23 protein-coding genes and 1 pseudogene are annotated in these 23,164 nt (G+C 71.4%); 4 read left to right on the forward strand and 20 right to left on the reverse strand.

Going from position 1 to position 23,164, the window contains the following annotated elements; genetic code table 11:
- Window positions 1-169: 169 nt before the first annotated feature.
- On the reverse strand, window positions 170-535 hold the full coding sequence (locus ACIPPS_RS03770) for a hypothetical protein (RefSeq protein WP_401426389.1): 366 nt from the start codon (window positions 533-535) through the stop codon (window positions 170-172).
- Between the two features lie 112 nt (window positions 536-647).
- On the opposite strand from ACIPPS_RS03770, the gene ACIPPS_RS03775 reads away from it, so the two are divergent.
- Window positions 648-1,643: an endonuclease domain-containing protein gene (locus ACIPPS_RS03775; RefSeq protein ID WP_401426391.1), complete on the forward strand. Its 996-nt coding sequence runs from the start codon at window positions 648-650 to the stop codon at window positions 1,641-1,643.
- Window positions 1,644-1,714: 71 nt separating this feature from the next.
- On the opposite strand, the gene ACIPPS_RS03780 is transcribed toward ACIPPS_RS03775, so the two are convergent.
- From ACIPPS_RS03780 to ACIPPS_RS03845, 14 genes and pseudogenes are all read right to left on the reverse strand, one after another.
- Entirely contained in the window at window positions 1,715-2,326 is a 612-nt protein-coding gene (locus ACIPPS_RS03780; protein ID WP_401426393.1) for an OmpA family protein, read from the reverse strand.
- Window positions 2,327-2,337: 11 nt separating this feature from the next.
- A complete protein-coding gene (locus ACIPPS_RS03785; protein WP_401426395.1) occupies window positions 2,338-2,877 on the reverse strand; it encodes a hypothetical protein in 540 nt (179 codons plus the stop codon).
- Between the two features lie 62 nt (window positions 2,878-2,939).
- A pseudogene (locus ACIPPS_RS03790) lies at window positions 2,940-3,575 on the reverse strand (pilus assembly protein TadG-related protein); the annotation flags it as partial.
- Window positions 3,576-3,613: 38 nt separating this feature from the next.
- Complete coding sequence (locus ACIPPS_RS03795; protein WP_401427199.1) at window positions 3,614-3,826, reverse strand: Flp family type IVb pilin; 213 nt, start codon at window positions 3,824-3,826, stop codon at window positions 3,614-3,616.
- A gap of 126 nt (window positions 3,827-3,952) precedes the next feature.
- Window positions 3,953-4,666, reverse strand: a complete 714-nt coding sequence (locus ACIPPS_RS03800; RefSeq protein ID WP_401426398.1) for a response regulator — start codon at window positions 4,664-4,666, stop codon at window positions 3,953-3,955.
- A complete protein-coding gene (locus tag ACIPPS_RS03805; protein ID WP_401426401.1) occupies window positions 4,663-4,836 on the reverse strand; it encodes a hypothetical protein in 174 nt (57 codons plus the stop codon). Before ACIPPS_RS03805 ends, ACIPPS_RS03800 begins: the two co-directional genes overlap by 4 nt.
- 21 nt (window positions 4,837-4,857) lie before the next feature.
- Window positions 4,858-5,745 (reverse strand): DUF5936 domain-containing protein, encoded by an 888-nt coding sequence (locus ACIPPS_RS03810; RefSeq protein WP_401426403.1) that lies wholly within the window; start codon window positions 5,743-5,745, stop codon window positions 4,858-4,860.
- A 10-nt stretch (window positions 5,746-5,755) separates the two neighbouring features.
- A complete protein-coding gene (locus tag ACIPPS_RS03815) occupies window positions 5,756-6,697 on the reverse strand; it encodes a type II secretion system F family protein (protein WP_401426405.1) in 942 nt (313 codons plus the stop codon).
- Window positions 6,698-6,767: 70 nt separating this feature from the next.
- Window positions 6,768-8,111, reverse strand: coding sequence for a CpaF family protein (locus ACIPPS_RS03820; RefSeq protein ID WP_401426408.1), 1,344 nt, complete (start codon window positions 8,109-8,111; stop codon window positions 6,768-6,770).
- A gap of 3 nt (window positions 8,112-8,114) precedes the next feature.
- Window positions 8,115-8,774, reverse strand: a complete 660-nt coding sequence (locus ACIPPS_RS03825; protein WP_401426410.1) for a TadE family protein — start codon at window positions 8,772-8,774, stop codon at window positions 8,115-8,117.
- Window positions 8,771-9,169: a TadE/TadG family type IV pilus assembly protein gene (locus ACIPPS_RS03830; RefSeq protein WP_401426413.1), complete on the reverse strand. Its 399-nt coding sequence runs from the start codon at window positions 9,167-9,169 to the stop codon at window positions 8,771-8,773. The genes ACIPPS_RS03825 and ACIPPS_RS03830 overlap by 4 nt, the downstream gene beginning before the upstream one ends.
- Window positions 9,170-9,172: 3 nt before the next feature.
- Entirely contained in the window at window positions 9,173-10,423 is a 1,251-nt protein-coding gene (locus tag ACIPPS_RS03835; RefSeq protein ID WP_401426415.1) for a CpaE family protein, read from the reverse strand.
- A gap of 7 nt (window positions 10,424-10,430) precedes the next feature.
- Entirely contained in the window at window positions 10,431-11,135 is a 705-nt protein-coding gene (gene cpaB / locus ACIPPS_RS03840) for a Flp pilus assembly protein CpaB (protein ID WP_401426417.1), read from the reverse strand.
- A gap of 33 nt (window positions 11,136-11,168) precedes the next feature.
- The gene (locus ACIPPS_RS03845) at window positions 11,169-12,437 is read right to left on the reverse strand and encodes a hypothetical protein (protein WP_401426420.1); all 1,269 of its coding nucleotides are present in this window, start codon (window positions 12,435-12,437) and stop codon (window positions 11,169-11,171) included.
- 423 nt (window positions 12,438-12,860) lie between these two features.
- Here ACIPPS_RS03845 and ACIPPS_RS03850 point away from each other — a divergent pair, with 423 nt between their 5' ends.
- A complete protein-coding gene (locus ACIPPS_RS03850; protein WP_401426423.1) occupies window positions 12,861-14,561 on the forward strand; it encodes a chitinase in 1,701 nt (566 codons plus the stop codon).
- A 185-nt stretch (window positions 14,562-14,746) separates the two neighbouring features.
- Here ACIPPS_RS03850 and ACIPPS_RS03855 read toward each other — a convergent pair whose 3' ends face one another.
- On the reverse strand, window positions 14,747-16,030 hold the full coding sequence (locus tag ACIPPS_RS03855) for an Nramp family divalent metal transporter (RefSeq protein ID WP_401426425.1): 1,284 nt from the start codon (window positions 16,028-16,030) through the stop codon (window positions 14,747-14,749).
- A 189-nt stretch (window positions 16,031-16,219) separates the two neighbouring features.
- Between ACIPPS_RS03855 and ACIPPS_RS03860 the strand changes: the two genes are divergently transcribed.
- The gene (locus ACIPPS_RS03860; protein ID WP_401426427.1) at window positions 16,220-17,599 is read left to right on the forward strand and encodes a M14 family metallopeptidase; all 1,380 of its coding nucleotides are present in this window, start codon (window positions 16,220-16,222) and stop codon (window positions 17,597-17,599) included.
- 97 nt (window positions 17,600-17,696) lie between these two features.
- On the opposite strand, the gene ACIPPS_RS03865 is transcribed toward ACIPPS_RS03860, so the two are convergent.
- The 4 genes from ACIPPS_RS03865 to ACIPPS_RS03880 all read right to left on the reverse strand — a co-directional run bounded on the left by ACIPPS_RS03865 (window position 17,697) and on the right by ACIPPS_RS03880 (window position 21,590).
- Entirely contained in the window at window positions 17,697-19,163 is a 1,467-nt protein-coding gene (locus ACIPPS_RS03865) for a GntP family permease (RefSeq protein ID WP_401426429.1), read from the reverse strand.
- Between the two features lie 98 nt (window positions 19,164-19,261).
- Window positions 19,262-19,672: a RidA family protein gene (locus ACIPPS_RS03870; protein WP_401426431.1), complete on the reverse strand. Its 411-nt coding sequence runs from the start codon at window positions 19,670-19,672 to the stop codon at window positions 19,262-19,264.
- On the reverse strand, window positions 19,669-20,430 hold the full coding sequence (locus tag ACIPPS_RS03875; RefSeq protein WP_401426433.1) for an IclR family transcriptional regulator: 762 nt from the start codon (window positions 20,428-20,430) through the stop codon (window positions 19,669-19,671). The genes ACIPPS_RS03870 and ACIPPS_RS03875 overlap by 4 nt, the downstream gene beginning before the upstream one ends.
- Window positions 20,427-21,590: a sugar kinase gene (locus ACIPPS_RS03880; protein ID WP_401427201.1), complete on the reverse strand. Its 1,164-nt coding sequence runs from the start codon at window positions 21,588-21,590 to the stop codon at window positions 20,427-20,429. Before ACIPPS_RS03880 ends, ACIPPS_RS03875 begins: the two co-directional genes overlap by 4 nt.
- A gap of 202 nt (window positions 21,591-21,792) precedes the next feature.
- Between ACIPPS_RS03880 and ACIPPS_RS03885 the strand changes: the two genes are divergently transcribed.
- Window positions 21,793-23,151, forward strand: a complete 1,359-nt coding sequence (locus ACIPPS_RS03885) for an alanine racemase (RefSeq protein WP_401426435.1) — start codon at window positions 21,793-21,795, stop codon at window positions 23,149-23,151.
- The last annotated feature ends 13 nt before the right edge of the window (window positions 23,152-23,164 follow it).

Below are 23,164 nucleotides of genomic sequence, written 5' to 3' on the forward strand. Positions count from 1 at the left end.
CGTGGGCCCGGGGGGAGCGAGGGCCCGGGGGGAGCGAGGGCCCGGGGGGAGCGAGGGCCCGGGGGGAGCGAGGGCCCGGGGGGAGCGAGGGCCCGGGGGGAGCGAGGGCCCGGGGAGAGGATGGGTCGGGGAGAGGATGGGTCGGGGGGGATGGGTCGGGAAGGGCGCCTCAGCCGCCGGGGCGGATGCGGACGAACCTCGCGGTCATGACCGGGCCGAGCTCCTGGACGATGGCGTGCCCGGGCTCGTGCGGGTACGGCAGGTCGTTGAGGAACGAGGTGACGATCACCTCGTCGACGCCGAGGTCGCCACGCGCGCTCTGCTCCTCCAGGAAGGCGAGCGTCCGGCGCCAGTCGGCGGCCGTCGGGTCCTCGCCGAGGAAGGACCGCACGGTGTTCTGGACGACGTCCCAGAAGAAGACGTGCGGCAGGACGCCACCCTGACAGAAGACGTGGTTCTCGTAGGCGCCCCGGAACTCGGGGATGTGCGACACGAGGTCGCTGACCAGCCGCACGCTGGGAGATGTCGTCGTCATCCGTAGTCCATTCCGGAACAGGCCCCGCGCCCGTTCGCACCAGGATGGGGCATGAAGGCATGAGTTATCCACAGGGGGTGCGAACCTTCGCCCGTTCGTGGATCGTTGAGCCATGGCGGAGGAGACGGAGGAGTTGGCGAGGGTCGCCCGGGGCGGGGTGCTCCTCACGGGGTGGGCGTACGAAGCGGGATGGCCACCGGGCCGCGTCGGGAGACGGCTGCGCACGGAGGGCTGGACACCAATCTGCCGGGGCGCGTGGGCGGCCCCCGGCAAGGACGTGGACTGGCGCGTCCGCGCCAGGGCGCACCAGCTGATGCACCCGACGTGGGTGTGCAGCCACGGCACGGCGGCGGCACTCCACCGCATCGAGGTACTGGGGACGGGGGCGCGGGGGGAGGGGGTGGGGGCGGGGGCGGGGCCCCCGGAGGGGCGGGGTGTGCCGGAGGTGCTGGACTTCACCGTGCGCCGTCCGCTGTCGTCCCGTACCGGCGAGGGCGTGCGGGTCCGCTCCACGGAGTACCTGGACGTCGGGGACTGCGTGATGCGCGGGGGGCTTCGGGCGACGGGCCCCGCGCGGACGGTCGGCGACCTTATACGGAGTTGCGGCACGCGCGAAGGCGCGGTCGTGGTGGCGGACTCGGCGTTGTCGCGGCGCACGGTCAGGGGCGTCCGCCGCGAGCCGCTCGTCCACCACGGACAACTGGCCGCCGAACTGGCCGCCGCGCGCCCGGGCGCGGCCCGTGCCCGCCGCGCGCTCCGGCTCGCGGACTCGGCGTGCGGCTCCCCGGCGGAGACGGTCGCCCGCCTCCACATGCGCGACGCCGGCCTCCGCCCGGAGTCCCAGCCCCTCCTGCGATCCCGCTCCGGACGCACCCTGCGCCCGGACTTCCTCTTCCGGGCGGTGGGCCTGGCTGTCGAGATCGAGGGTTACGCCTTTCACGGCAGCCGCCACGCCCACGACCGGGACATCCGCCGCTTCAACGACCTCGCGGACTGCCCGGAGGTCCGCCGGGTCCTGCGTTTCACGGCACGGGAAGTGTTCCGCCGCCCGGACGCCGTGGTCGCGACGATCCGGGCGGCGGTGGGGAACTTGGCGGCGGGGGGTTAGGGGGCGGGGCCGAGGGGCGCGGGCTGGCGGGGCTGGAACTAGGGAGCTGGGTGGGGCAAGGGGGTCGGGGGCTAGGGGGCCGTGCTGGTGGTGCGGGGGAAGGAGATCTCTACGCGGCGGTTCTTGGTCCGGCCTTCTTCGGTCGCGTTGTCGGCGATCGGGTAGTCCTCGCTGTATCCGCGGATGTCGAAGGTCTTCCCCGGTTCGAGCGTCTTCGCCAACTCCAGTTGCACGGCGTCGGCGCGCTGCTTGGAGAGCTTGAGGCCGTGCTCGTACGTCCCGAGGTTGTCGGTGAAGCCGAAGACGCGGACGCGGCTGGAGTCCTGGTTGTTGATCTCCACGGCGATGGCGGCGATACGGGCGGTGGCGGCGGGGCTGAGCTTGGCGCTGTCCTTCCCGAACAGCACTTCGGCCTGCAGCGCGAACGTCACGTCGACGTTGGTGTCCTCGCGCCGCTGCTCCCCGCCTTCCTCCTCGACGACCTGCTTGATGTCGAGCACCTTGGGCGCGGCGAGGGTGGCGCCGTCGGGAAGCATCAACTCGGGCGAGTTGGCGTCGATCTCGGGGGGCGGGGAGGCGCTGGAGGTGGAGTTGGGGGGATCGTCGGCGAGGACGGGGGTGGCGGGGAGGAGGGTGAGGAGGAGGGCGGTGGCGGCGAGAAGGGCGAGGCGGTGGGGAGTCATGGCGGCGTCCGTCAGGAGAGTTTGATGGTGCCGGGCTCGAAGGTGGGGAGCTGGAAGCTGACTTCGGCGGTGCCGGCGGCGGGCGCGGGGAATTGCATGAAGACTTCGGCCGAACTTTCGGCCGCCAGAATGCTGATGCCAGTCGTGGTGAGCGGACGGCCGTCGGTGTCCCGAAGCACGTAGTACCGCTTCTTTCCTGCCGAGTCCACGAGCGTTGCGCCCCCGAGGGAAGCACCGTGCTTCATCACCTCGGTTTCATTTCCGCTCGTCTGGGATGAGACGACAACCGAGGAGTCGGAGGTGTTCTTCAGGTTGCCCTTGACGGTCACAAATCCGCCTCCATCGCGCTCCGCCGAGCTGATGGTCAGCTCAAGGCCCTTCGCCCCCTTGAGGACGGCCAACGTCTCGGATGGGGCTTCCGACTGAGGCTCTTTACTGTCAGAGGCGCTTCGCGAGGAAACCGAACTTGCCGAAGGCGTCGGCCCTTCTGGTGCGTCGTCACTGCCACAGCCGGTAACACCGAGGACCAGGCCAGTCGCGAGTACGGCCACGACCCACAACTTGGGGGTCGCCGTTGCGTACCGAACAGTCATGAACGAGCTTCCTTCGCTTGTCAGTCGGCCAGTCGAACTGTGTAGAGCTTGGTTGGACTTGGGAGGTTCGGGGACAAGGGGTCGATCTCCCAAGGCACGCCGTCACATGTGAGACCGAGGAGCGGCGCCGCTTCCTCCCCCTCGGCTGGCTCCGGCGTGGCAGTCTCCGGCGGCATAGGGGGCGGCGACTCCGTCGACGTAGGAGGTGGCTGCTCCGGAGCTTCGAAGGTGCACCGAGGCTCAATCAGCGCCGTTGCTCGAGCGTTTGCGTGCCGACCCTCAGTACCCGGAATCACTGACCCGCCAACAGAGTCCAACGTGCGGATCTCGACCCGAAAGCCTTGCGCCCCGAAGGGCAGGGAGGCACATCCCCGATCCCAGAGTTGCGCACCATTCTTGGCCGCGAAGGAAGCAGCGCGCCCGCACGCGGCGTCCTCGTCATAGGCCCTGCCAGAGAGAAAGCCATCCCACTGCGCAGGATCGAGGATCACCTCCAGCCAGCCGTCCCGCAGCTGATCACGGGCGTCCTGAGCGGCAGCCAGGGCTGCGGCGTCGGCCGCTGTCTGAGCGCCGTTCCGGGTTGCTGCGGCCTGGCCGACAGCGAAATACGCAAACGCGAGAAACAGTAGGCCGGCCACAACCGTGATGTAGACCGGAAACGCTTGGCCCGCATCCCGGAACTTGAGGTTAAGCGTTACTTGGTCACTTCGGCGATCTTCTGTGTGATCGCGTCCTTGATGCTCTTGCCGATGTCCGTGCCCGTGATCGCGACCACGATCGCCACCACCACCACGATGATCCCCAGGTACTCGACCGCCGTCTGGCCCCGGTCGTTCGTCCTTGTGCGGGTCCAGGTGTCGAAGCGCAGCTTTGCCTTCGTCGCAGTCTTCAGCATGAGGTCGCTCATGGTGGTCCCCTCCGGATTCGTACATCCCCGTGCCGATGCCGAGTTCGGCACGCGCAGGGTACGCCCCGACCGCCTTCTCCCCACAGGGCCCGTAGGCCCAAACACGGGCCCATGGCGCATGTTCGGTCATGACGCCGCCCTTGTGCCCAGCCAGGCTGCTATCGCTTCGCTGCGGGACGTCGCGTGGAGTTTGGCGAAGATGCGGTTGATGTGGTTCTTGACCGTCTTCTCGCTGATGAAGCACGTGTCGGCGATCTGGCGGTTGTTCAGGCCCGACGCGATCAGGTCCATGACCTCCCCCTCCCTCACGCTCAGTCCAAACCGTGCCACATTTGGTTGCACCTGCGAAGCCCATCCATCAAATCGCAATGAAGTCGAGACGATTGGCCTCACCATGGCGTGTGCAGTCGCACCCAGTCCTCGACCCCGTACCGCTCCCACCAACGCGTTCGCCGCCGTCGGTGTGAAGCGGGCCCGGCCCGCTCGTACGTCGCGGACCGCCGTCACCAGTTCCTCCGCCGTGAACTCGCCGTGGACCAGGTAGCCCCCCGCTCCCAGCCGCAGCGCCTCCTGGACGACCTCCGTCTCCGCGCTGTACGTCAGCATCAGGACCGGAGCCACCTTGGCCAGGTGCGGCAGGGCCGTCAGGCCGTCGACGATCGGCATGCGGACGTCGAGGAGGACCACGTCCGGGCGGTGGCGGCGCGCTTCGTCCATCGCCGTCCGGCCGTCGGGGGCCTCCGCGACGACCCGGATCTCCGGGGTCGCCGCGTCCAGCAGCGCCCGCAGGCCCGCCCGGACCACCGGGTTGTCGTCGGCGACGAGCACCGTGAGCGTCATCGCGCCGCCACCCCCTCCGCCGCCGGGAGGGCCCGGTGCCGCCGTACCCGCTGCGACGCGTTCGGCTGGGGCGGCTGGGCCGGTTGGCCCGCCAGGGCCGCCTGGCCCGCCAGGGCCACTTGGTCCGCGAGGGCCGCCTGGCCCGCCAGGTCCGCCCGGTCCGCTGCCATCCGCCTGTCCCCACGCATCGTTCACTCCCCCGTGATCGAGCCGAGGTTCGTCCCCGTGCCCAGGAACAGGCCGGCGCCCAGCAGGATCATCGTCGCCGGGACCATCAGGGTCGTGATCACCATCGTCGCCTTGGGGACCGCCTTCGCCGCCTTCCTGCGGGCGTTCTGGGCGTCCGTCCGGCGCATGTCGTTGGCGATCTGTATCAGTGTCTCCACGATCGGCGCGCCCAGCTCCTCGCCCTGCTGGAGTGCGGTGACGAACTGGGCGACCTGTTCGCTGTCGTTGCGTCGGCGGAGTTCGTCGAAGGCCTGGCGTCTGCTGACGCCCATGTCCATCTGCCGCAGAGTGATGCGGAGTTCGTCGGCCCAGGGACCTTCGTACCGCTCCGCCACCCGGTCGAGCGCCTGCCTGAAGCCGAGGCCGGCGGAGACGACGACGGCGAGGACGTCGAGGAAGTCGGGCAGGGTGCGCTCGATCTGGTCCTTGCGGATCCGGATCGCCGACCAGATGCCGACCTCCGTCCAGAACGCGCCGAACGCGAGGAGCAGCAGCGCGACGAGGACGTCGCCGTTGGAGAGCATGACGAGGCCGCCGAGGCCGCCCAGGAAGCCGTAGACGGCGCGCCGGGCTCCGTAGCGGTCGATGGTCAGGCCGCCGGGGTTGCCGGCGAGGTCGATCCGGCGGCGGACGGCGCTGACCCGTTTGGGGCCCATCGCGCGCAGGACGGCGGCCGAGTAGCGCATGCCGAGGCGGTCGACGACGGAGTCGACGGCGCCGGTGCGTGTGGAGCCGACTTCCAGGGCGAGTTGGAGGTCGTCGGGGAGTTTGGCGTCGGCCCGGTAGAGGCGGATGCCGTAGAAAATGCCGGTGACCGACAGTGCGGCGGCCAGCGCGAGCAGAACGTTCATGTCCGGGCCCTCACACGTCGATCTTCGAGAAGCGGCGGATGATCACGAAGCCGACGACGTAGAGCGCGAACGCGGCGACGACGGCGAACTGGCCGAGGCCGGAGCCGGTCATCCGGTCCAGTGATCCGGGCTGCATGTTGTCGATGAGGAGGAGGGATCCGATGCCGATGACCGGGACCGCGTACGCCGTCAGGCTCACCTGGGACAGTTGCGTACGGACCTCCCTGCGGGTCTCCTTCCGCTCCTCCAGCGTCTCGGTGAGGTTGCGGAGCGAGGAGACGACGGTGCCGCCCGCCTTGTTGGCGAGGACGAGGGTGGTGACGAGGACGACGAGTTCGCGGGACGGGAGGCGTTCGGCGAGTTCGCCGAGTGCGTCGTCGATGGAGGTGCCGACGGCCAGTTGCTGGGCGACCTTCTCCAGTTCGTCGCCCGCGGGTGCGTCGAGCTCGTCGGCGGCCATGCTGAGGGCCATGCGCAGGGCGAGTCCGGCCTGGGTGGCGTTGGCGAGGATCCGGGAGAGTTCGGGCAGCTGGTTGATGAAGCGTTCGATGCGTTTCTGGCGCTGCCAGTTCAGGAATCCGAGGGCCACCCACAGGCCGAGGAAGCCGCAGATCGGGCCGAAGAACGGGGAGAGGACGGCCTGACCGGCGATCCACAGCACGGTCACGGCCGCGGCCATGGCGACGACGAACTCGCCGGGTGTCAGGTCGAGGCCGGTGGCGGAGATCCGGAGTTCCAGGCGGCGGCCGAAGGCGGTGCGCCGCACCCGGCGGTCGATGCCCCGGAAGCGGCGCCTGCGGCGGCCGGTGGGGGCGGGCTCGCCGCTCTGGGTGAGCCGGGCGACCAGGGCCGCGCGGTCGGCTGCTCCGCGGGCGTACGTGTGGACGCCGAGAACCCCGAGGACGCAGGCGAGCAGCACGACGCCGGTCACCGGCCACGTCGACGCGTTCATCTCCGGCCCCTCCTCTTCATGTCCGGCCGCTCCTCTTCATTCCGATTACTCCCGTCATCTCCGGCCGCCCCTATGTCGCTGTTCGGGTCGTGAGCTGCTCGTCCGTCGCGGCGACGCCGAAGGCCTGGGGGATCGGCTGGCCGGCCAGGTAGAGCCGGTCGGCGACCCGGCGCGGAAGCGGGTGGTACTCGTACACGCCGTACACCCGGCCGTCGGCGGAGAGCGGCTGGGCGCGGAAGGCGCAGACGGTGGCGAGGGTGAAGCGTTCGCGGGCGGTCGACGCGAGGACGGCGATCTCGGTGACCCGGCGGGTGCCGTCGGGGTGCCGGGTGAGTTGGACGAGGACGTCGACGGCGCTGTTGATCTGGTCCCTGAGGGCCTCGAAGGGGACCTTGACCTCGGACATCGACGCCAGGGTCTGGAGGCGCATCAGCGCGTCCTCGGCTGAGTTGGCGTGGACGGTGGCGAGCGACCCGTCGTGGCCGGTGGACATGGCCTGGAGCATGTCGAGGGTCTCGCCGCCGCGGACCTCGCCGACGATGATGCGGTCGGGGCGCATACGGAGGGAGTTGCGGACGAGGTCGCGGATGGTGACCTGGCCGCGGCCCTCGATGTTCGGCGGCCGGCTCTCCAGGCGGATGACGTGGGCCTGTTGGAGTTGGAGTTCGGCGGAGTCCTCGATGGTGATGACGCGTTCGCCGTCGGGGATCAGTTCGGAGAGCGCGTTGAGGAGGGTGGTCTTCCCGGTGCCGGTGGCGCCGGAGACGATCACGTTGAACTTGGCCTGGACGAGTCCGGCGAGCAGCAGGACCATCTGTTCGTCGAGCGAGCCGAGGCCGACCATCTCGCGGAGGGTGTAGGCCCGGGGGAAGCGGCGGATCGTCAGGGTCGCCCCGGTCAGGGAGAGCGGCGGGATGATCACGTTGACGCGTTCGCCGGACGGGAGGCGGGCGTCGACCATGGGGTTCGACTCGTCCACGCGGCGGTTGACGGTGGAGACGATCCGCTCGATGGTCTGCATGAGCTGTTCGTGGGAGGCGAAGCGGAGCGGTAGGAGCTCGACGCGGCCGGCTCGCTCGATGTAGATCTGGTCGGGTCCGTTGACCATGATCTCGGTGATCGAGGCGTCTTCGAGGAGCGGTTCGAGGACGCCGAGGCCGAGTGCCTCGTCGACGACGCGCCGGATCAGCTGCGCGCGTTCGGCGGTGGAGAGGACGGGGCCCTCGCGGCTGATGATGTGCCCGAGGACGCGTTCGAGCCGGGCGCGCCGCTCGGTGGCGACGAGCGCGGACATCTCGGTGAGGTCGATCTCCTCCAGGAGCTTGGCGCGGAAGGTGGCGACGAGGTGGCCGTCCTCCCGGGTGCCCGCTGCCCCGTTCTCGTCGGGGGCGGTGATGCGCGCGCGCAGACTCATGGCTTACTCGCCCTCCTCGGGCAGGGGCAGGGTGGCGCTCTTCGTGACGGATCCGAAGCCGTCCCAGAAGGGGACGACGGACGGGATCTGCACGGTGACGGTGGCCGTGAACTCGCCGGTTCCGGACTGGGGGCTGATCGTTGCGCGGTCGGCGATCCAGTCGCTCATCGCCGCGCGTCCGGCCTGGTCGTAGCCGAGGGTCGTCTCGTCGTGCGTGGCCGCCCGCGCCGCTGCTCGTGCCCCGGTGCCCGCCTGTTGGGCGGCGTACGCGGCGATGCCGAGCTGGATGCCCGCGAGGGCGACGAGCAGGAGGATGGGGAGGAAGCCGAGGTACTCGACGGCGACCTGGCCCCGGTCGCGCGCTCTCGTGGAGCGGCGTTCCGGCATGGTCGTACGTCGGTCCCCGTCTGCGCCGGGTGTGATTCCCGCGCCTGCGTCGGGTGTGATCCCCGCACCTGCGTCGGGGGCCGTCCCCGCGCCCGCGTCGGGGGCCGTCCCCGCGCCCGCGTCGGGGGCCGTCCCCGCGCCCGCGCCGAGGGTGATCCCCGCGCCCGCGTCGGTGGCCGTCCCCGCCCCTCCGGCCGGTGTCATCCCCGCGCCCGCGTCGGGGGCCGTCCCCGCGCCCGCGCCGGCGGCCGTCCCCCCGCCTCCGCCCGCTGTCATCCGCCCGCCCCCTCGTCTTCCCGTACGGCTCCGGCCTCGCCCGTCACGGGAAAGGGGAAGGCGATGGCGCCCGGGAAGAGGACCGGGACCCTGAGCCGCACCGTCGCCTTCGCCATCTCGCCGGCGCCGGGGCAGTTCACTTCCGCCGTCTCCGACCACGAAGCGCCCAGGTTGCGCCTCGCCGCCGCGTCGTAGTCGCCGTCCACCGCGCAGACCCGGGCCGCCTCGTCCGCCGCGTTGGCGGCGAGCGTGAACGTGTACCCGACCAGGACGCACTGCCACAGCAGGACGAGCGTGATCAGGATGAGCGGCACCATGCCGAGGAACTCGACGGCGACCTGCCCGCCGTCCCCGCCTGGTGGGGTGCCCGGCGCCGCGTCCCGGTGGGTGGGCATGGGTCAGCGTCCGCTCTTGCCGCGGGTCAGCCGGGCGAGCTGGCGGCCGGAGCCGAGTGCGGGGCGCTGGGCGGTGGTGGGCGGGGCGCCGACGAGGCCGAGTTCGCCGGCGAGGGACCACAGGGCCTGCTTGACGGTCGACCGGGCGTCGAGTTCGTGCAGGCGGCCCGCGTCGACGACGCCCTGGAGCTCCTTGAAGTGGGCGGGGACCACGACGCCCGCCAGGCGCGTCCCGGTGATCTTCTGGATGAGGGCGGGCTGGATCTCGGTGCCGCGCGTGTGGCGGTTCACGACGGTGGTCGTCTCCTCGGCCTTGCGGATCTGGAGGCGGTCCCACATCCGTACGGTCCGCTTGGCGGCCCGTACCGCGACCACGTCGGGGGTGGTGACCAGGAGTGCGATGTCGGCCATTTCGACGGCGGCGGCCTTGGCGCCGTCGAGGTACGTGCCGCAGTCGACGACCACGACGTCGTGGCGGGAGCGCAGGGCACCGATGATCTGGCGGGCGGAGCGGTCGGCGACGTCCTCGCCGCGTTCGCCCTCGGCGGGGGCGAGGAGGAGGGTGACGCCGGTCTCGTGGACGTACACGGCGTCCTGGAGGACGCGCGGCGAGATGTCGTCGACGGCGGCGAGGTCGGCGACGGAGCGGCGGAACTGGACGTCGAGGTAGGAGGCGATGTCGCCGCTCTGGAGGTCCATGTCGACAAGGGCGACGTGACGACCCGAGGCCTGGGAGGCGAGCGCGAGCTGGACGGCGGTGACGGTGGTCCCGACGCCGCCCTTGGCGCCGCTGACGGTGACGACGGTGCCGCCGGGCCCGGCCAGGACGTCCGCTCCGCCGCCGAGGTGGCGGCGGACGCCGACCGACCACTGGGCGGCCGCCTGGACGCGGCTGGCCAGCTCCTCGTACCCGAGCGGGAGGGTGACCAGGCCGCGGGCGCCGGAGTCCATGGCGGCGGAGAAGAGCACGGGGCTGGCGTCGGCGGTGATGAGGACGACGCCGACGGCGGGGAAGCGGAGGGCGACCTCGCGGACGAGTTCGAGGGCCGGGACCGGGCCGATCCGCTCGTGGACCAGGACGACTTCGGGGAGTTCGTCGAAGGAGTCGGCGGCGAGCCGGGCGAGCGTGTCGAGGAGTTGGGTGGAGTCGGCGACGGGCGGCGCGGGCTCGGCGCCGGGGAGCTGGCTGAGGAGGCTGATGACGGCGCGGACCGCGTCGGGGTCGGCGACGGCCGGCAGGATCCTGGTGGTCATACCGGCCTCACTTGTCCTTGTCGAGCGTGTAGGTGCGGTCGTCGGGGCTGAGGGTCGGCTCGCCGCCGGGAGCGACGAGGGCGAGCCGTACGTGCTCGGCGAAGGACTCGGCGTACGCGACGCGCTGGGTGTCGAGCGTGGAGAGCGCGAACGTGATCGGGACGGCTTCGGTGGGGCCGTCGCTGCGGTCGGTGGTGTCGGCGATGGGGGTGAGCTTGCCGACGTCGAGGACGCGGGCGTTGCTGACGATGACCTTGGACTGGGCGGCCTCGCCGCCCTTCTCGCCGGCGAACGTGGCGTAGATGTTGACCGTGGCACCGGCGGTGATCTTGCCCGCGACGCCCGTGGCGGCGTCGATCATGATGGCGATCTCCTGCTGGCCGGGCTTGAGCGCCGGCCGCTGGACGATCATGTCCGACTGGAGGAGGGAGCCCGCTTCGAGCGTGGTGACGGCGATCTTCCCCCTGATCTGGCCGAGGTCGGTGACGGCGGTGTTCGAGAGCCACCGCTTCGGCATCGAGATCTTCTCGAACTGCCGGTCGTTCAGCGGGGTGTAGGGGGCCACCTTGTCCTTGACGCGGTACGCCGTCACCTCGGGTCCGACCTTGGAGTTCACGTCGTCGATCACGGAGAGGACGCCGGCGAACGCGCCGAGGGCGCACAGGACGGACAGCAGCAAGAGGATGACGCCACGACGCTGGCGGGAGTTCATTGCCGGACAACCTCGATCGGGGGTACGTGTGGCTCAGCGGACGGGGAACGTGGCGGAGGCGGCGGGCGCGGAGGGGCCGGGGGGTGGGCCGGGCGTGGGCGTCGTCGGTGTCGTCGGTGGGGTCGGTGTCGTCGGTGTCGTCGGTGGGGTGAGCGCGTGCGGGGGTCGCGGCGGGCGGGCGGTCGCGGGGCCGCCCGGCGGGGCGGGCTGCGCCTGCGGGGCGGGCTGCGCGTCGGGCCGGGGCCCCGGGGCCGACTGCTCAGCAGGCCACGACTGCGGGGCCGGCTGCTCCACGGGCCAACTCCCCGGGGCCGACTGCCTGGCGGCCCACGGCTGCGGCGCCGGCTGCGTGGCGGGCTGGAGGGCCGGCTGCGCGGCGGGGCGCGCGGCGGCCGGCGGGGGCTCGACGGCCGGCGACGACGGCGGTGTCGGCTTCGACGTCGAAGCCGACGCCAACGTCGGTGTCGGTGTCGGCGTCGCCGGGGCGACCCATGGGGCGGCGCAGAAGCCGCAGCGGTCCCCGATGAGTTCCATCCGGCACCAGTGGCAGGTCTCGCGCCGTACGGAGGCGACCAGCCGGTGCAGGACGGCGATGTCGGAGAGGTACGCGGTGAACTCCACCAGTCGTCCGGTCCCCCACCAGCGGGGCGACCCGGCGGGCAGCGGGGCCTCGTGGACGGCCTGGACCTGCCAGGTCGGGGCGAGGGTGGTGGTGGGCCAGTCGGTCTGCAACTGGCCTCTGGCCAGGACGAGCTGGGTGGCGAACTCGGGCCCTGCGGGCGGCGCGACGCCCGAGCCGATCCGGGTGAGGTGCGGGGCGGGCCCGGCGAGCACGGCGAACTGGGCGCCGGGGAGCCACCCCTTGACGTGGGACTTCAGGCCGACGGGTACGCGGTCCAGTTTGGCGACCGTGCCGAGGACGGCCCCGGCGTAGATGTAGTGGGCGAGCAGCCGGGCGGCGGAGGCGACGACTCCGGGGCTGAAGTCGCAGACGGAGAGCTGCCGCAGTTGCCGGGCCAGTACGGCGCTGCCCAGCGGCGGCAGATCGGTCTTGACCAGGGCGATCCGGTCGCTCTCCAGGAGGGAGCGGACGGCGTGCAGCCGCTGTTCGGCCGGTTTCGGCAGGGAGGTCGGGACGACGACGACCACATGGCCGTAGCGGTCGAGGAGGAGCTGGAGATCGGCCACGGTGGCGCCGAGGGACTGGGTCTCGAGCGCGGGCAGGACGGCGGCGGTGGGTGTCTGCTGGTCGGTCGGTGGCAGTACCAGGTCGGCACTGGTGACCGCGATCGCTGTCGGCACGTCGGGCTCCCCGTCCCCATGTCCCCATGACTCACTGCGTTCACTGCGTTACTGCACAGCGCGATGCTGTGCACTTTATCCACCACCTGCGGGGTGGTGAACACACAATCCGGCAAGCACAACGAGAAATCTGGGCCCGGGTGGGTCTTGCTCTGGGTCCGGGTGGGTCTTGCTCTGGGCCCGGGTGTGGGTCTGGGCGTGGGCCCGGATGGGTCCTGGGGCCTACGCCGCCAACTCCCCTCTCCAGCCAGAGGTCTTGACAACTCGATTGGTCTGGACCAACTTGTTCCCCCAGCGGTGGCCACCGTTCCCGACCTCCCTCCTCACGCTCACCCCACCTCCCCCTCACCTCCCTCTCCTCCCCTCCCTCCCCTCCCTCCCCTCCCTTCCTTTCCCTCCCCCACTCCCCTCCGGAGGCAGCAAGTGGACCGCACCACCACACGCTCGCGCAGATGGATAGGCGGCGCCCTCGCGCTCGCCGTCGGCTCCGGGCTCGCCCTCGTCGGCGGCGCCGGCACCGCCCAGGCCGCGGACGTCAACGTGGCCAAGAACGCGGGCTTCGAGTCCGGCCTGGCCAACTGGAGCTGTTCGGCGGGCAGCGGCGCCGCCGTCTCCTCGCCGGTACGGACCGGGGCGGGCGCCCTCAAGGCGAGCCCGGCGGGCCAGGACAACGCCCGCTGCAGCCAGGTCGTCACGGTCAAGCCCAACTCGCGCTACACGCTGAGCGCCTGGGTGCAGGGCGGGTACGCCTACCTCGGCGCGACCGGCACCGGGACCACCGACGTCTCCACCTGGACGCCCGACAGCTCGTCCTGGAAGCAGCTGACCACCAGCTTCACCACCGGCGCGAGCACCACCCAGGTGACCGTGTACACCCACGGCTGGTACGGCCAGGCCGCCTACCACGTCGACGACGTCTCCGTGTTCGGTCCCGACGGGGGCGGCACCCCCGACCCCGACCCGGTCGTCCCGGCGACACCGGCGGGCCTCACCGCGGGCTCCGTCACCTCGTCCTCGGTGGCCCTGAGCTGGAACGCCGTCTCCGGCGCCACCGGCTACAAGGTCTACCGCGACGGATCCCTCGCGCAGACCGTCTCCGGCACCTCGGCGACCGTGACGGGCCTGGCGGCCGACACCACGTACCAGTTCCAGGTCGCCGCGACCAACACGGCGGGCGAGTCCGCCAAGTCGACGGCCGTCTCCGCGCGGACCGGCACCACCAACCCGGGCCCCGGCCCGTCCGTCCCCAAGCACGCCCTGACCGGCTACTGGCAGAACTTCAACAACGGGGCGACCGTCCAGAAGCTGCGGGACGTCCAGGCGCAGTACGACATCATCGCCGTCTCCTTCGCCGACTCGACGACCACGCCCGGCCAGATCGTCTTCAACCTCGACCCGGCCGTCGGCTACGCCTCCCTCGCCGACTTCAAGGCCGACGTCGCCGCGAAGAAGGCCGCGGGCAAGTCGGTCATCATCTCGGTCGGCGGCGAGAAGGGGAACGTCACGATCAACAGTGACGCCTCCGCGACCGCCTTCGCCAACAGCGCGTACGCCCTGATGCAGGAGTACGGCTTCAACGGGGTCGACATCGACCTGGAGCACGGCATCAACTCCACGTACCTGACGAAGGCGCTGCGCCAGCTCTCCGCCAAGGCGGGCTCGTCGATGGTCCTGACGATGGCGCCGCAGACCATCGACATGCAGAACACCGGCACCGAGTACTTCAAGACGGCGCTGGCCGTGAAGGACATCCTCACCGTCGTCAACATGCAGTACTACAACAGCGGTTCGATGCTGGGCTGTGACGGCAAGGTGTACAGCCAGGGCTCGGTGGACTTCCTGACCGCGCTCGCCTGCATCCAGCTCCAGGGCGGCCTCGACGCCTCCCAGGTCGGCCTCGGTGTTCCGGCCTCGACGCGGGGCGCGGGCAGCGGCTACGTCGACCCGTCGATCGTGAAGAACGCGCTCGACTGCCTGACCCGCGGCACGGGCTGCGGCACCTTCAAGCCCTCGCAGACCTGGCCGAACCTGCGCGGCGCGATGACCTGGTCCACCAACTGGGACGCGACGGCGGGCAACGCCTGGTCCAACGCGGTCGGCCCGCACGTCCACAACCTGCCGTAACCCGCACGTCCACAACCCGCCGCAACCCGCTCCACCCAACCGCGGCACACCGCACCCAAGCAACGCCGTCGCACACCGCACCCACGCAACGCCGTCGCACACCGCACCCGCGCAGCGCCGTCGCACACCGCGACGGCGCTGCGCCCGTGCCTCGGGCGGGTCGGTACCGGCGCGGGACCCGCCCCCTACCAGGGCAGGTCGCGCACCTGCTCGAAGCAGAGCACCACGAAGAGCAGCCCGGCGCCGGCCAGCATGACGTTGCTGAGCGGTCCGTTGCGCCATTCGGCGGGCGTACGGCTGGAGTTGAGGAGCCGGATCAGGGTCAGCGCCAGGAACGGCATGAAGAACGCGCCGATCACGCCGTAGACGATGACCAGGCCGAACGGCTGGTCCAGGAAGAGCAGCGCGATCGGTGGGAACGTCAGCCACAGCAGGTACGCGCGGAACGGCAACGACCTGTCGCGGGGGGTGCCGTCGGGGACGAGGGCGGGCCGGTAGTGGGCGACGAAGTCGGCGAACATCAGGCTGACGCCGTGCCAGACGCCGATGAGGGAGGTGAAGGAGGTGGCGAAGAAGCCGATCAGGAAGAGCTTGGCGGTGGCGTCCCCGTACCGCTCGGAGAGGACGCCGCCGAGGTCGAGCAGTCCCTTGTCGCCCTTGGCGAGCGCGACGCCGGAGGAGTGCAGCAGCTCGGCGCCGACGAAGAGCATGGCGACGACGAAGATGCCGGTGGTGAGGTAGGCGACGCGGTTGTCGAGCCGCATGACCTTCATCCAGCCGGTGTCGCGCCAGCCCTTGGCGTTGACCCAGTAGCCGTACGCGGCCAGGGTGATGGTGCCGCCGACGCCGCCGATCAGGCCGAGGGTGTAGACGAGGGAGCCGTCGGGGAGCACCGGGACGAGGCCGGCGAGTGCGTCGCCCAGGTGGGGCCCGACCCGGATCGCGAGGTAGACGGTGACGACGAACATGACGCCGACGAGGGCGGTCATGACCTTCTCGAAGACGGCGTACCGGTTGAACCAGACGAAGACCAGGCCCACCAGGCCGCACAGCACCGCCCAGACCTTGAGGTCCATGACGCCGGGGAAGAGGGCGCCGAGCGGCAGTGCGCTGGAGGACATGGCGGCCGCGCCGTAGACGAAGCCCCAGACGACGACGTAGCCGACGAAGTAGACGGTGGTCCAGGCGCCGAGGCTGCGCCAGCCGTCGAAGAGGGTGCGGCCGGTGGCCAGGTGCCAGCGGCCGGCGGCTTCGGCGAGGGAGATCTTGACGACGCAGCCGATGACGGCGGCCCAGAGCAGGGTGTAGCCGAACTTGGAGCCTGCGATCAGGGTCGCGACGAGGTCTCCGGCGCCGACGCCGGTGGCGGCGACGACGATGCCGGGGCCGATGTAGCGCCAGGAGGACTTACGGGGAGCGGTGGTCGCTCCGCGCTCTCCCGCGCCCTCCTCTTGAGCGATCTCCGCCATGTCCGCCCGCCTTTCGCCGTTCGTGTGTGATCTCCTGTGGAACCCGGTCACCCAAGCGGCTACGGCGCGTCGGCGCAAGAGGGCGTGGCCGAACCGCGCCCTTGACCCGTCCATGTCATAGCCGGACGATGTGGCCGGACACCCCGCACAGCCTGTCGCACCCCCCACACTCCCCACCCAGGAGACAGCATGCGACTTCGAACCCGCGGAACCCGCGGAAGAAGGCCCGCCACCCTCGCGGCCCTTCTGGCGCTCGCCCTCGCGGCGCCGCTCTCCCTCGGCGGCCAGCAGGCCGGAGCCGACTCCGAGCCGACCGCCGCCACCGCGTCCCGCTCCGCCTCCTCACCCGGCTCCGCCGAGGAAGTGATCCGCCAGTACGAGATCCACGGCCCGTCCACCGTCGCCGAGCGCACCGAGCTCGCCGCCACCGGCGTCTCGATCGACGAGGCCGACGACCACAGCGTCGTCGTCAGCGCCAACGCCGCCCAGCTGCGCAAGCTCCGCGCGCTCGGTCACCGCCCCGAGGCGCTGCCGGGGCCGCCGGACCGGTCGGCCAAGGACGTGGCCGTCAAGCCGTTCGACTTCCCCTCGGCCGACTCGAAGTACCACAACTTCGCCGAGATGAACGCGGAGATCGACCAGCGCATCGCCCAGTACCCGAACCTCATGACCAAGCGGGTCATCGGCAGGACGTACCAGGGCCGGGACATCGTCGCCGTCAAGATCAGCGACAACGTCGGGACGGACGAGGCCGAGCCCGAGGTCCTCTTCACCCACCACCAGCACGCGCGCGAGCACCTCACCGTCGAGATGGCGCTGTACCTGCTGCGCGAACTCGGCGCGGGGTACGGCTCCGACAGCCGCGTCACGGCCATGGTGAACAGCCGCGAGATCTGGATCGTGCCGGACCTCAACCCCGACGGCGGCGAGTACGACATCGCCTCCGGCTCCTACCGCAGCTGGCGCAAGAACCGGCAGCCCAACGCCGGCTCCTCGTACGTCGGTACGGACATGAACCGGAACTGGGACTACAAGTGGGGCTGCTGCGGCGGCTCCTCGGGCACCAAGAGCTCCGAGACCTACCGGGGCACGGCCCCCGAGTCGGCGCCCGAGGTGAAGGTCGTCGCCGACTTCGTCCGCTCGCGCGTGGTGGGCGGCAAGCAGCAGATCAGGGCGTCGATCGACTTCCACACGTACAGCGAACTGGTGCTCTGGCCCTTCGGCTGGACCACGGCCGACACCGCGACCGGCATGACCAGGGACGACCGGGACGCCTTCGCGGCGGTCGGCGGGAAGATGGGCGCGAGCAACGGCTACACCGCCGAGCAGTCCAGCGACCTGTACATCACGGACGGGTCGATCGACGACTACCTCTGGGGCGCGCAGAAGATCTTCGCGTACACCTTCGAGATGTACCCGGCCTCGTCCTGGAACGGCGGCTTCTACCCGCCCGACGAGGTGATCGAGCGGGAGACGAGCCGCAACAGGGACGCGGTCCTGCAGCTGTTGGAGAACGCGGACTGCATGTACCGCTCGATCGGCAAGCAGGCGCAGTACTGCACGAGCTGACGGTACGCGGGTTACGCGGGTTCCTCACGCGTACGGACGAGGAGGGCGCCCCCGGGAAGGTTCCGGGGGCGCCGGCCTCGTCGCTCCACCAGGCGCGCTACACCACCAGACTGAGCGCGGCCGCGACCGCGAAGCCGGCCAGGGAGAGGACGGACTCCAGGACGGTCCAGGACTTCAGGGTGTCCCGCTCGGAGATGCCGAAGTACTTGGAGACGATCCAGAACCCGCCGTCGTTGACGTGCGAGGCGAAGATCGAGCCGGCCGAGATCGCCATGATGACGAGGGCGAGGAAGGCCTGCGAGTGGCCGCCGCCCTCGACCAGGGGCAGGACGATGCCGGCGGTGGTGACGATCGCGACGGTCGCCGAGCCCTGGGCGACGCGCAGCACGAGCGAGATCAGGTAGGCGAGGACGATGACCGGCAGGCCGACGTCGTTGAAGGTGTCGGAGAGCGCCTGGGCGACCCCGCTGGCCTTCAGGATCGCGCCGAAGACGCCGCCGGCGCCGACCACGAGCAGGATGTTGCCGACCGGCTTCAGGGACGAGGTGGAGACCTGCTCCAGGGACTTGCGGGACCAGCCGCGCCGGATCCCGAGCAGGTAGTACCCGAGGAAGAGCGCGATCGTCAGGGCGACGAACGGGTTGCCGAAGAACTCGATCACGGAGCGCGGGGTCGACTCGTCCAGCGCGATGGAGGAGAACGTCGCGGCGAGGATGAGGATCAGCGGCGTACCGATGATGACGAGGACGGTGGCGAGGGAGACGGGGGCCTCGGAGGCGGAGTCCTCGCGCTCGGCGGCCACCTTCGCGCGGGCTTCCTCGGCGGCCTCCACCATGTCCTGCGGGACCTCGACGAAGATGCGCTTGCCGATCCAGGCGGCGTAGGCCCAGGCGGCGAGGACGGCGGGGATGCCGACGACGATGCCCATGAGGATGACCCAGCCGAGCGACACGTGGAACAGTCCGGCGGCGGCGACCGGGCCCGGGTGCGGCGGCAGGAAGGCGTGGGTCATCGACAGGCCCGCGAGCAGGGGCATGCAGTACAGCAGGATCGACTTGCCGGAGCGCTTGGCGGCGGCGTAGACGATCGGCGCGAGGACGAAGATGCCGACGTCGAAGAAGACCGGGATGCCGAAGATCAGGCCGGTGAGGCCCATCGCGAGCGGCGCGCGCTTCTCGCCGAACAGGCCGAGGAGGCGGGAGGAGAGCACTTCCGCTCCGCCGGAGACCTCCAGGATGGCGCCGAGCATGGTGCCCAGGCCGATGATGATCGCGACGTGGCCGAGGATGCCGCCCATACCGGTCTCGATGACCGAGGTGGCGGCGGACTTCTGGACCGTGCCGAAGAGTTCGGTGACGGAGAGCCCGGCGGCGAGGCCGACGCTGATGGAGACGGCGAGCAGCGCGACGAAGGGCTGGAGCCGGACCTTGATGATCAGGACGAGCAGCAGGGCGATGCCGAGGGCGGCGACGGTGAGCAGCCCGGCGGTGCCCGGTATGAGGAGGAGCAGTCCTCCGGTGTGGGGTGGTGCCTCGGCGGCGGGGGGTGCGGCGGCGAGCAGCATGCGGGGGCCTCGTTTTTGGGTAGGGGGGAGCGCGGCACGGCGTCCCGGGGGCGGACGCCGTGCCGTGGAGCGGCGGTTTCAGCAGAATCAGCTCAGGTTCAGCCGAGGACGGCGAGGGCGTCGATCTCGATGAGGAGACCGCGGGGCAGGCCGACGTAGACCGTCGTACGGGCGGAGGCGGGGGCCTTGAGGCCCTGCTCCTCGAAGTACGCGTTGTAGATCTCGTTCATCTCGGCGAAGTGGTCGACGTCGGTGAGGTAGACGCGCATCATCATCACGTCGTCCCAGCTCGCGCCGCCCTCCTCCAGGATCGCCTTGACGTTGGCGAAGGTCTGCAGGGTCTGCTCGCGCAGGGTCGGACCGGCGGGCGTGGGGGCCTTGCCCTCCTCGGCGGGCAGGAATCCGACCTGGCCGGCGACCTGGAGGATGTTGCCCTTCTTGACGCCGTGCGAGAACTTCGCGGGCGGGGCGGTGTGGGTGGCGGGGGTGAGCGCGATCTTCTCGGTCATGTCCGGTCCTTGGTAGGGGTGTTGCCTGAGTAGTCCCGGCTGATGGCGTCGGCGGTGCGGCGTACCAGCGGGAGCAGGGTGAGGAGTTCCTCGGCGGTCACGACCACATTGGGCGCCGAGACCGACATGGCGGCGACGACGCGGCCGTCGGCGCCGCGGATGGGCGCCCCGACGCAGTTGATGGACTCCTCGTGGCCACCGAGGTCGGTGGCCCAGCCCTGTTCGCGCACGGTCGCCAGCTCCTTGAGGAACGCGGCGGCGTGGGGGGTCGAACGGGGCGTGTACATGGGGTAGTCGAGCTTGGCGGCGAGGGCGCGCCGTTCGGGCTCGGGGAGGTCGCCGAGCAGCAGCTTGGCGACGGCGGCGACGGTGATCGCGACGGGCTTGCCGATGCGGGAGTACATCCGGACCGGGTAGCGGCTCTCGACCTTGTCGATGTACAGGACCTCGCTCTCCTCGTACACGGCGAGGTGGACGGTGTGCCCGATCTGCTCGTTGAGCGCCGCGAGGTGGGGGTGGGCGATCTCGCGGATGTCGAGGTTCTCGACGGCCTCCTGCGCGAGGGCGAAGAGGCGGGCGCCGAGGCGGTAGCGCTGGTCCTGCTGGCGGTAGACGAGGCCGTGCTCGTGCAGGGTGCGGAGCAGCCGCAGGGCGGTGGACTTGTGCACCCCGAGCCGGTCGGCGACCTGGCCGAGGTCGGCGGGTCCCTGGGCGAGCAGCGGCAGGATGCTCAGCGCGCGGTCGACGGTCTGGCTCATGGCGTACGTACCTCCTGGTCCTGGCCCGTCCAGCCGGGGCCGAGGTGCAGTGTCTCCCAGGCGGAGTCGTCGAGACCGACGAGCCGGTCGGCGAGGTCCCGCCGGGGCGGCGCGGCGAGGTCGCCGGCGACGGTGAGCGCGGCGGCGGCGGCCAGATGTCCGTGGCGGATCCGCTCCCGTACGGCCAGACCCCGCAGGGTCCCGGAGAGGAACCCGGCGGCGAACGCGTCCCCGGCCCCGACGGCCGCGACGACGTCGACGCGGGGGGCGGGGACGGCGGTGACGGTGTCGTGCGCCGGGGTGTGGGCGGCTGCAGGCGGGTGGGCGGCTGTGGACGCGTGGGCGACTGCGGGCGCGTGGGCGACTGCGGGCGCGTGGGCGACTGCGGGCGCGTGGGCGACTGCGGGCGCGTGGGCGACTGCGGGCGCGTGCGAGCTGCTGCACGGGTTGGGGCCGCAGCCGCACGGGATGGGGCCGCAGCGCTCGAAGACGACCGCCCCCGCCGCACCCCGCTTCACCACCAGCACGCCCGGCTCAGGCAGCACGGCACGCACCGCGCCCGGCCCCCCGGCAACCCCCCACGCCTCCTCCGCCTCGTCCTCCCCCACGAAGACGACGTCCGCCCCCCGCGCCAGCTCCAGCAGCGTGCGCCCTCCGGCCCGCGCGTCCTGCCACAGCCCCGCCCGGAAGTTGACGTCGAACGACACCATCGGTCGCCCCGCCCGTGGTGCGGTCAGCGCACGCATCAGCGCGAGGCAGTCCTCCGAGAGGGCGGCCGTGATCCCGGAGACGTGCAGGACGCGGCCGTCCCCGACCACCTCCCACGCCACCGTCACCGGCGACATCGCCGACGCCGCCGAGCCCGCCCGGTAGTACGCGACCTCGTGCGCCGCCGTCGCCCGGTCCGTGGCGGTGCGGAAGTAGATCCCGGTCGGACGTTCGGCGTCCCGCCCGACCGCCGACACGTCGACCCCGTACGCCCCGATCGCCTCCACCAGGTGGTCGCCGAAACCGTCCGCGCCCACCCGGCTCACCCACTTCGCGCGGTGTCCCGCCGAGGCGAGCGCGCAGGCCACGTTGGACTCGGCGCCGCCGATGGTCCGGGCGAACGCCGGTACGTCGGCGAGGCGGCCCGGCCGGGAGGGCAGAAAGGTGACCATGGACTCACCGAGGCAGACGACGTCCACGGGTGGCGCGTCCACGGTCGGGTGGTCTCCGGTCAGGGTCACCTGCGGGCTCCTCGTCGATCATGCGGGTCCATTGACCCGGCGTTGGCCCGGATGTTAGACACCATTAAGCGATATGCGCAATGACCGTTGCGCATAGTGCAACGCAATGACGCGACGCCCCCGGAGGAGCCCCGTGAGCCCCAAGAGCCCGACGACGCCCACCCCTCACCCCACCCCTCAGGCCACCCCCACCCCCGCCGGCTGGCTCGCGGACGAACGCGTCGACCACCGCTTCAAGGCCCTCCCGCCCGACGCTAACGGGCTGACCGTCGGCGAGCTGGCCGCCCAGCGCCGCAACCTCTTCACCGGCGGCTTCACCACCCCCGTCCTCGCCCTCTCCGCCGAGTCCGTCGAGCACAACCTGCGCCTCCTGGAGACGTACGCCGAGCGCCACGGCCTCGCCTTCGCCCCGCACGGCAAGACCTCCATGGCCCCACAGCTCTTCGACCGCCAGCTGGAGCACGGCGCCTGGGGCATCACCGCCGCCGTCCCGCACCAGGCCCGCGTCTACCGCGCCCACGGCATCGCCCGGATCTTCCTCGCCAACGAGCTCGTCGACGCCCCCGCCCTGCGCTGGCTGGCCGCCGAGCTCGACACCGACCGCGACTTCCGCTTCATCTGCTACGTCGACTCCGTGCGCGGCGTCGAGCTGATGGACGCCGCCCTCACCGAGGCCCGGGCGGCCCGCCCCGAGCCCGCCCGGGCACTGCCCGCCCGCCCGGTCGACGTCGTCGTCGAGCTCGGCGCCGGCGAGGGTGCCCGTACCGGAGCCCGTACCGAGGCCGACTGCGTCGCCGTCGCCGACGCGGTCGCCGCGACGGACACCCTGCGTTTGGTCGGCGTGGCGGGCTACGAGGGCGAGGTCCCGCAGGCGGACACCGACCGCGTCCACGCCTGGCTGCGCCGGCTGACGGCCCTGGCGGCCGACTTCGACAAGGCGGGCCGCTTCGCCCCCGAGCTCGACGAGATCGTCGTCAGCGCGGGCGGCAGCGCCTGGTTCGACGCGGTCGCCGACGTCTTCGCGGAGATCCCCGCGCTCTCCCGCCCCGTACTGAAGCTGCTCCGCTCCGGCGCGTACGTCTCGCACGACGACGGCCACTACCGCCACCTCACCCCCTTCAACCGGGTCCCCGAAGAGGGCGGGCTGCAGCCCGCGTTCCGGCTCTGGGCGCAGGTCGTCTCCCGCCCGAGCCCCGAGCAGGCGTTCACCAACGCCGGCAAGCGGGACGCGGCGTACGACCTCGACCTGCCGGAGGCGCAGGTCGTCCGGGACGCCCGCACCGGCGCCGAACGCCCCGCGACCGGCATCACCGTCACCGGCCTCTCCGACCAGCACGGCTGGGTCCGCACCGAACCGGGCGCGGCGATCGAGGTCGGCGACTGGCTCGGCATGGGCCTCTCCCACCCCTGCACGTCCTTCGACAAGTGGCAGCTGATCCCGCTGGTCGAGGCGGACGGCACGGTCGTCGACTACATCCGTACCTTCTTCTAGAGGAGCCGGTCAC

The sequence above is a fragment of the Streptomyces sp. NPDC090127 genome (genome assembly GCF_044746945.1).
In the GTDB taxonomy this organism is placed as follows: domain Bacteria; phylum Actinomycetota; class Actinomycetes; order Streptomycetales; family Streptomycetaceae; genus Streptomyces.

What these genes read in the sequence shown, in the direction of transcription:
- ACIPPS_RS03815 (WP_401426405.1), bottom strand. Translation starts at nt 6,697, where the DNA reads ATGAACGCGTCGACGTGGCCGGTGACCGGCGTCGTGCTGCTCGCCTGC.
- ACIPPS_RS03800 (WP_401426398.1), bottom strand. Translation starts at nt 4,666, where the DNA reads ATGACGCTCACGGTGCTCGTCGCCGACGACAACCCGGTGGTCCGGGCG.
- ACIPPS_RS03880 (WP_401427201.1), bottom strand. Translation starts at nt 21,590, where the DNA reads ATGGTCACCTTTCTGCCCTCCCGGCCGGGCCGCCTCGCCGACGTACCG.
- ACIPPS_RS03795 (WP_401427199.1), bottom strand. Translation starts at nt 3,826, where the DNA reads ATGAGCGACCTCATGCTGAAGACTGCGACGAAGGCAAAGCTGCGCTTC.
- cpaB (WP_401426417.1), bottom strand. Translation starts at nt 11,135, where the DNA reads ATGAACTCCCGCCAGCGTCGTGGCGTCATCCTCTTGCTGCTGTCCGTC.
- ACIPPS_RS03780 (WP_401426393.1), bottom strand. Translation starts at nt 2,326, where the DNA reads ATGACTCCCCACCGCCTCGCCCTTCTCGCCGCCACCGCCCTCCTCCTC.
- ACIPPS_RS03825 (WP_401426410.1), bottom strand. Translation starts at nt 8,774, where the DNA reads ATGACAGCGGGCGGAGGCGGGGGGACGGCCGCCGGCGCGGGCGCGGGG.
- ACIPPS_RS03805 (WP_401426401.1), bottom strand. Translation starts at nt 4,836, where the DNA reads ATGGCAGCGGACCGGGCGGACCTGGCGGGCCAGGCGGCCCTCGCGGAC.
- ACIPPS_RS03870 (WP_401426431.1), bottom strand. Translation starts at nt 19,672, where the DNA reads ATGACCGAGAAGATCGCGCTCACCCCCGCCACCCACACCGCCCCGCCC.
- ACIPPS_RS03860 (WP_401426427.1), top strand. Translation starts at nt 16,220, where the DNA reads ATGCGACTTCGAACCCGCGGAACCCGCGGAAGAAGGCCCGCCACCCTC.
- ACIPPS_RS03875 (WP_401426433.1), bottom strand. Translation starts at nt 20,430, where the DNA reads ATGAGCCAGACCGTCGACCGCGCGCTGAGCATCCTGCCGCTGCTCGCC.
- ACIPPS_RS03820 (WP_401426408.1), bottom strand. Translation starts at nt 8,111, where the DNA reads ATGAGTCTGCGCGCGCGCATCACCGCCCCCGACGAGAACGGGGCAGCG.
- ACIPPS_RS03855 (WP_401426425.1), bottom strand. Translation starts at nt 16,030, where the DNA reads ATGGCGGAGATCGCTCAAGAGGAGGGCGCGGGAGAGCGCGGAGCGACC.
- ACIPPS_RS03865 (WP_401426429.1), bottom strand. Translation starts at nt 19,163, where the DNA reads ATGCTGCTCGCCGCCGCACCCCCCGCCGCCGAGGCACCACCCCACACC.
- ACIPPS_RS03835 (WP_401426415.1), bottom strand. Translation starts at nt 10,423, where the DNA reads ATGACCACCAGGATCCTGCCGGCCGTCGCCGACCCCGACGCGGTCCGC.
- ACIPPS_RS03770 (WP_401426389.1), bottom strand. Translation starts at nt 535, where the DNA reads ATGACGACGACATCTCCCAGCGTGCGGCTGGTCAGCGACCTCGTGTCG.
- ACIPPS_RS03830 (WP_401426413.1), bottom strand. Translation starts at nt 9,169, where the DNA reads ATGCCCACCCACCGGGACGCGGCGCCGGGCACCCCACCAGGCGGGGAC.
- ACIPPS_RS03810 (WP_401426403.1), bottom strand. Translation starts at nt 5,745, where the DNA reads ATGAACGTTCTGCTCGCGCTGGCCGCCGCACTGTCGGTCACCGGCATT.
- ACIPPS_RS03775 (WP_401426391.1), top strand. Translation starts at nt 648, where the DNA reads ATGGCGGAGGAGACGGAGGAGTTGGCGAGGGTCGCCCGGGGCGGGGTG.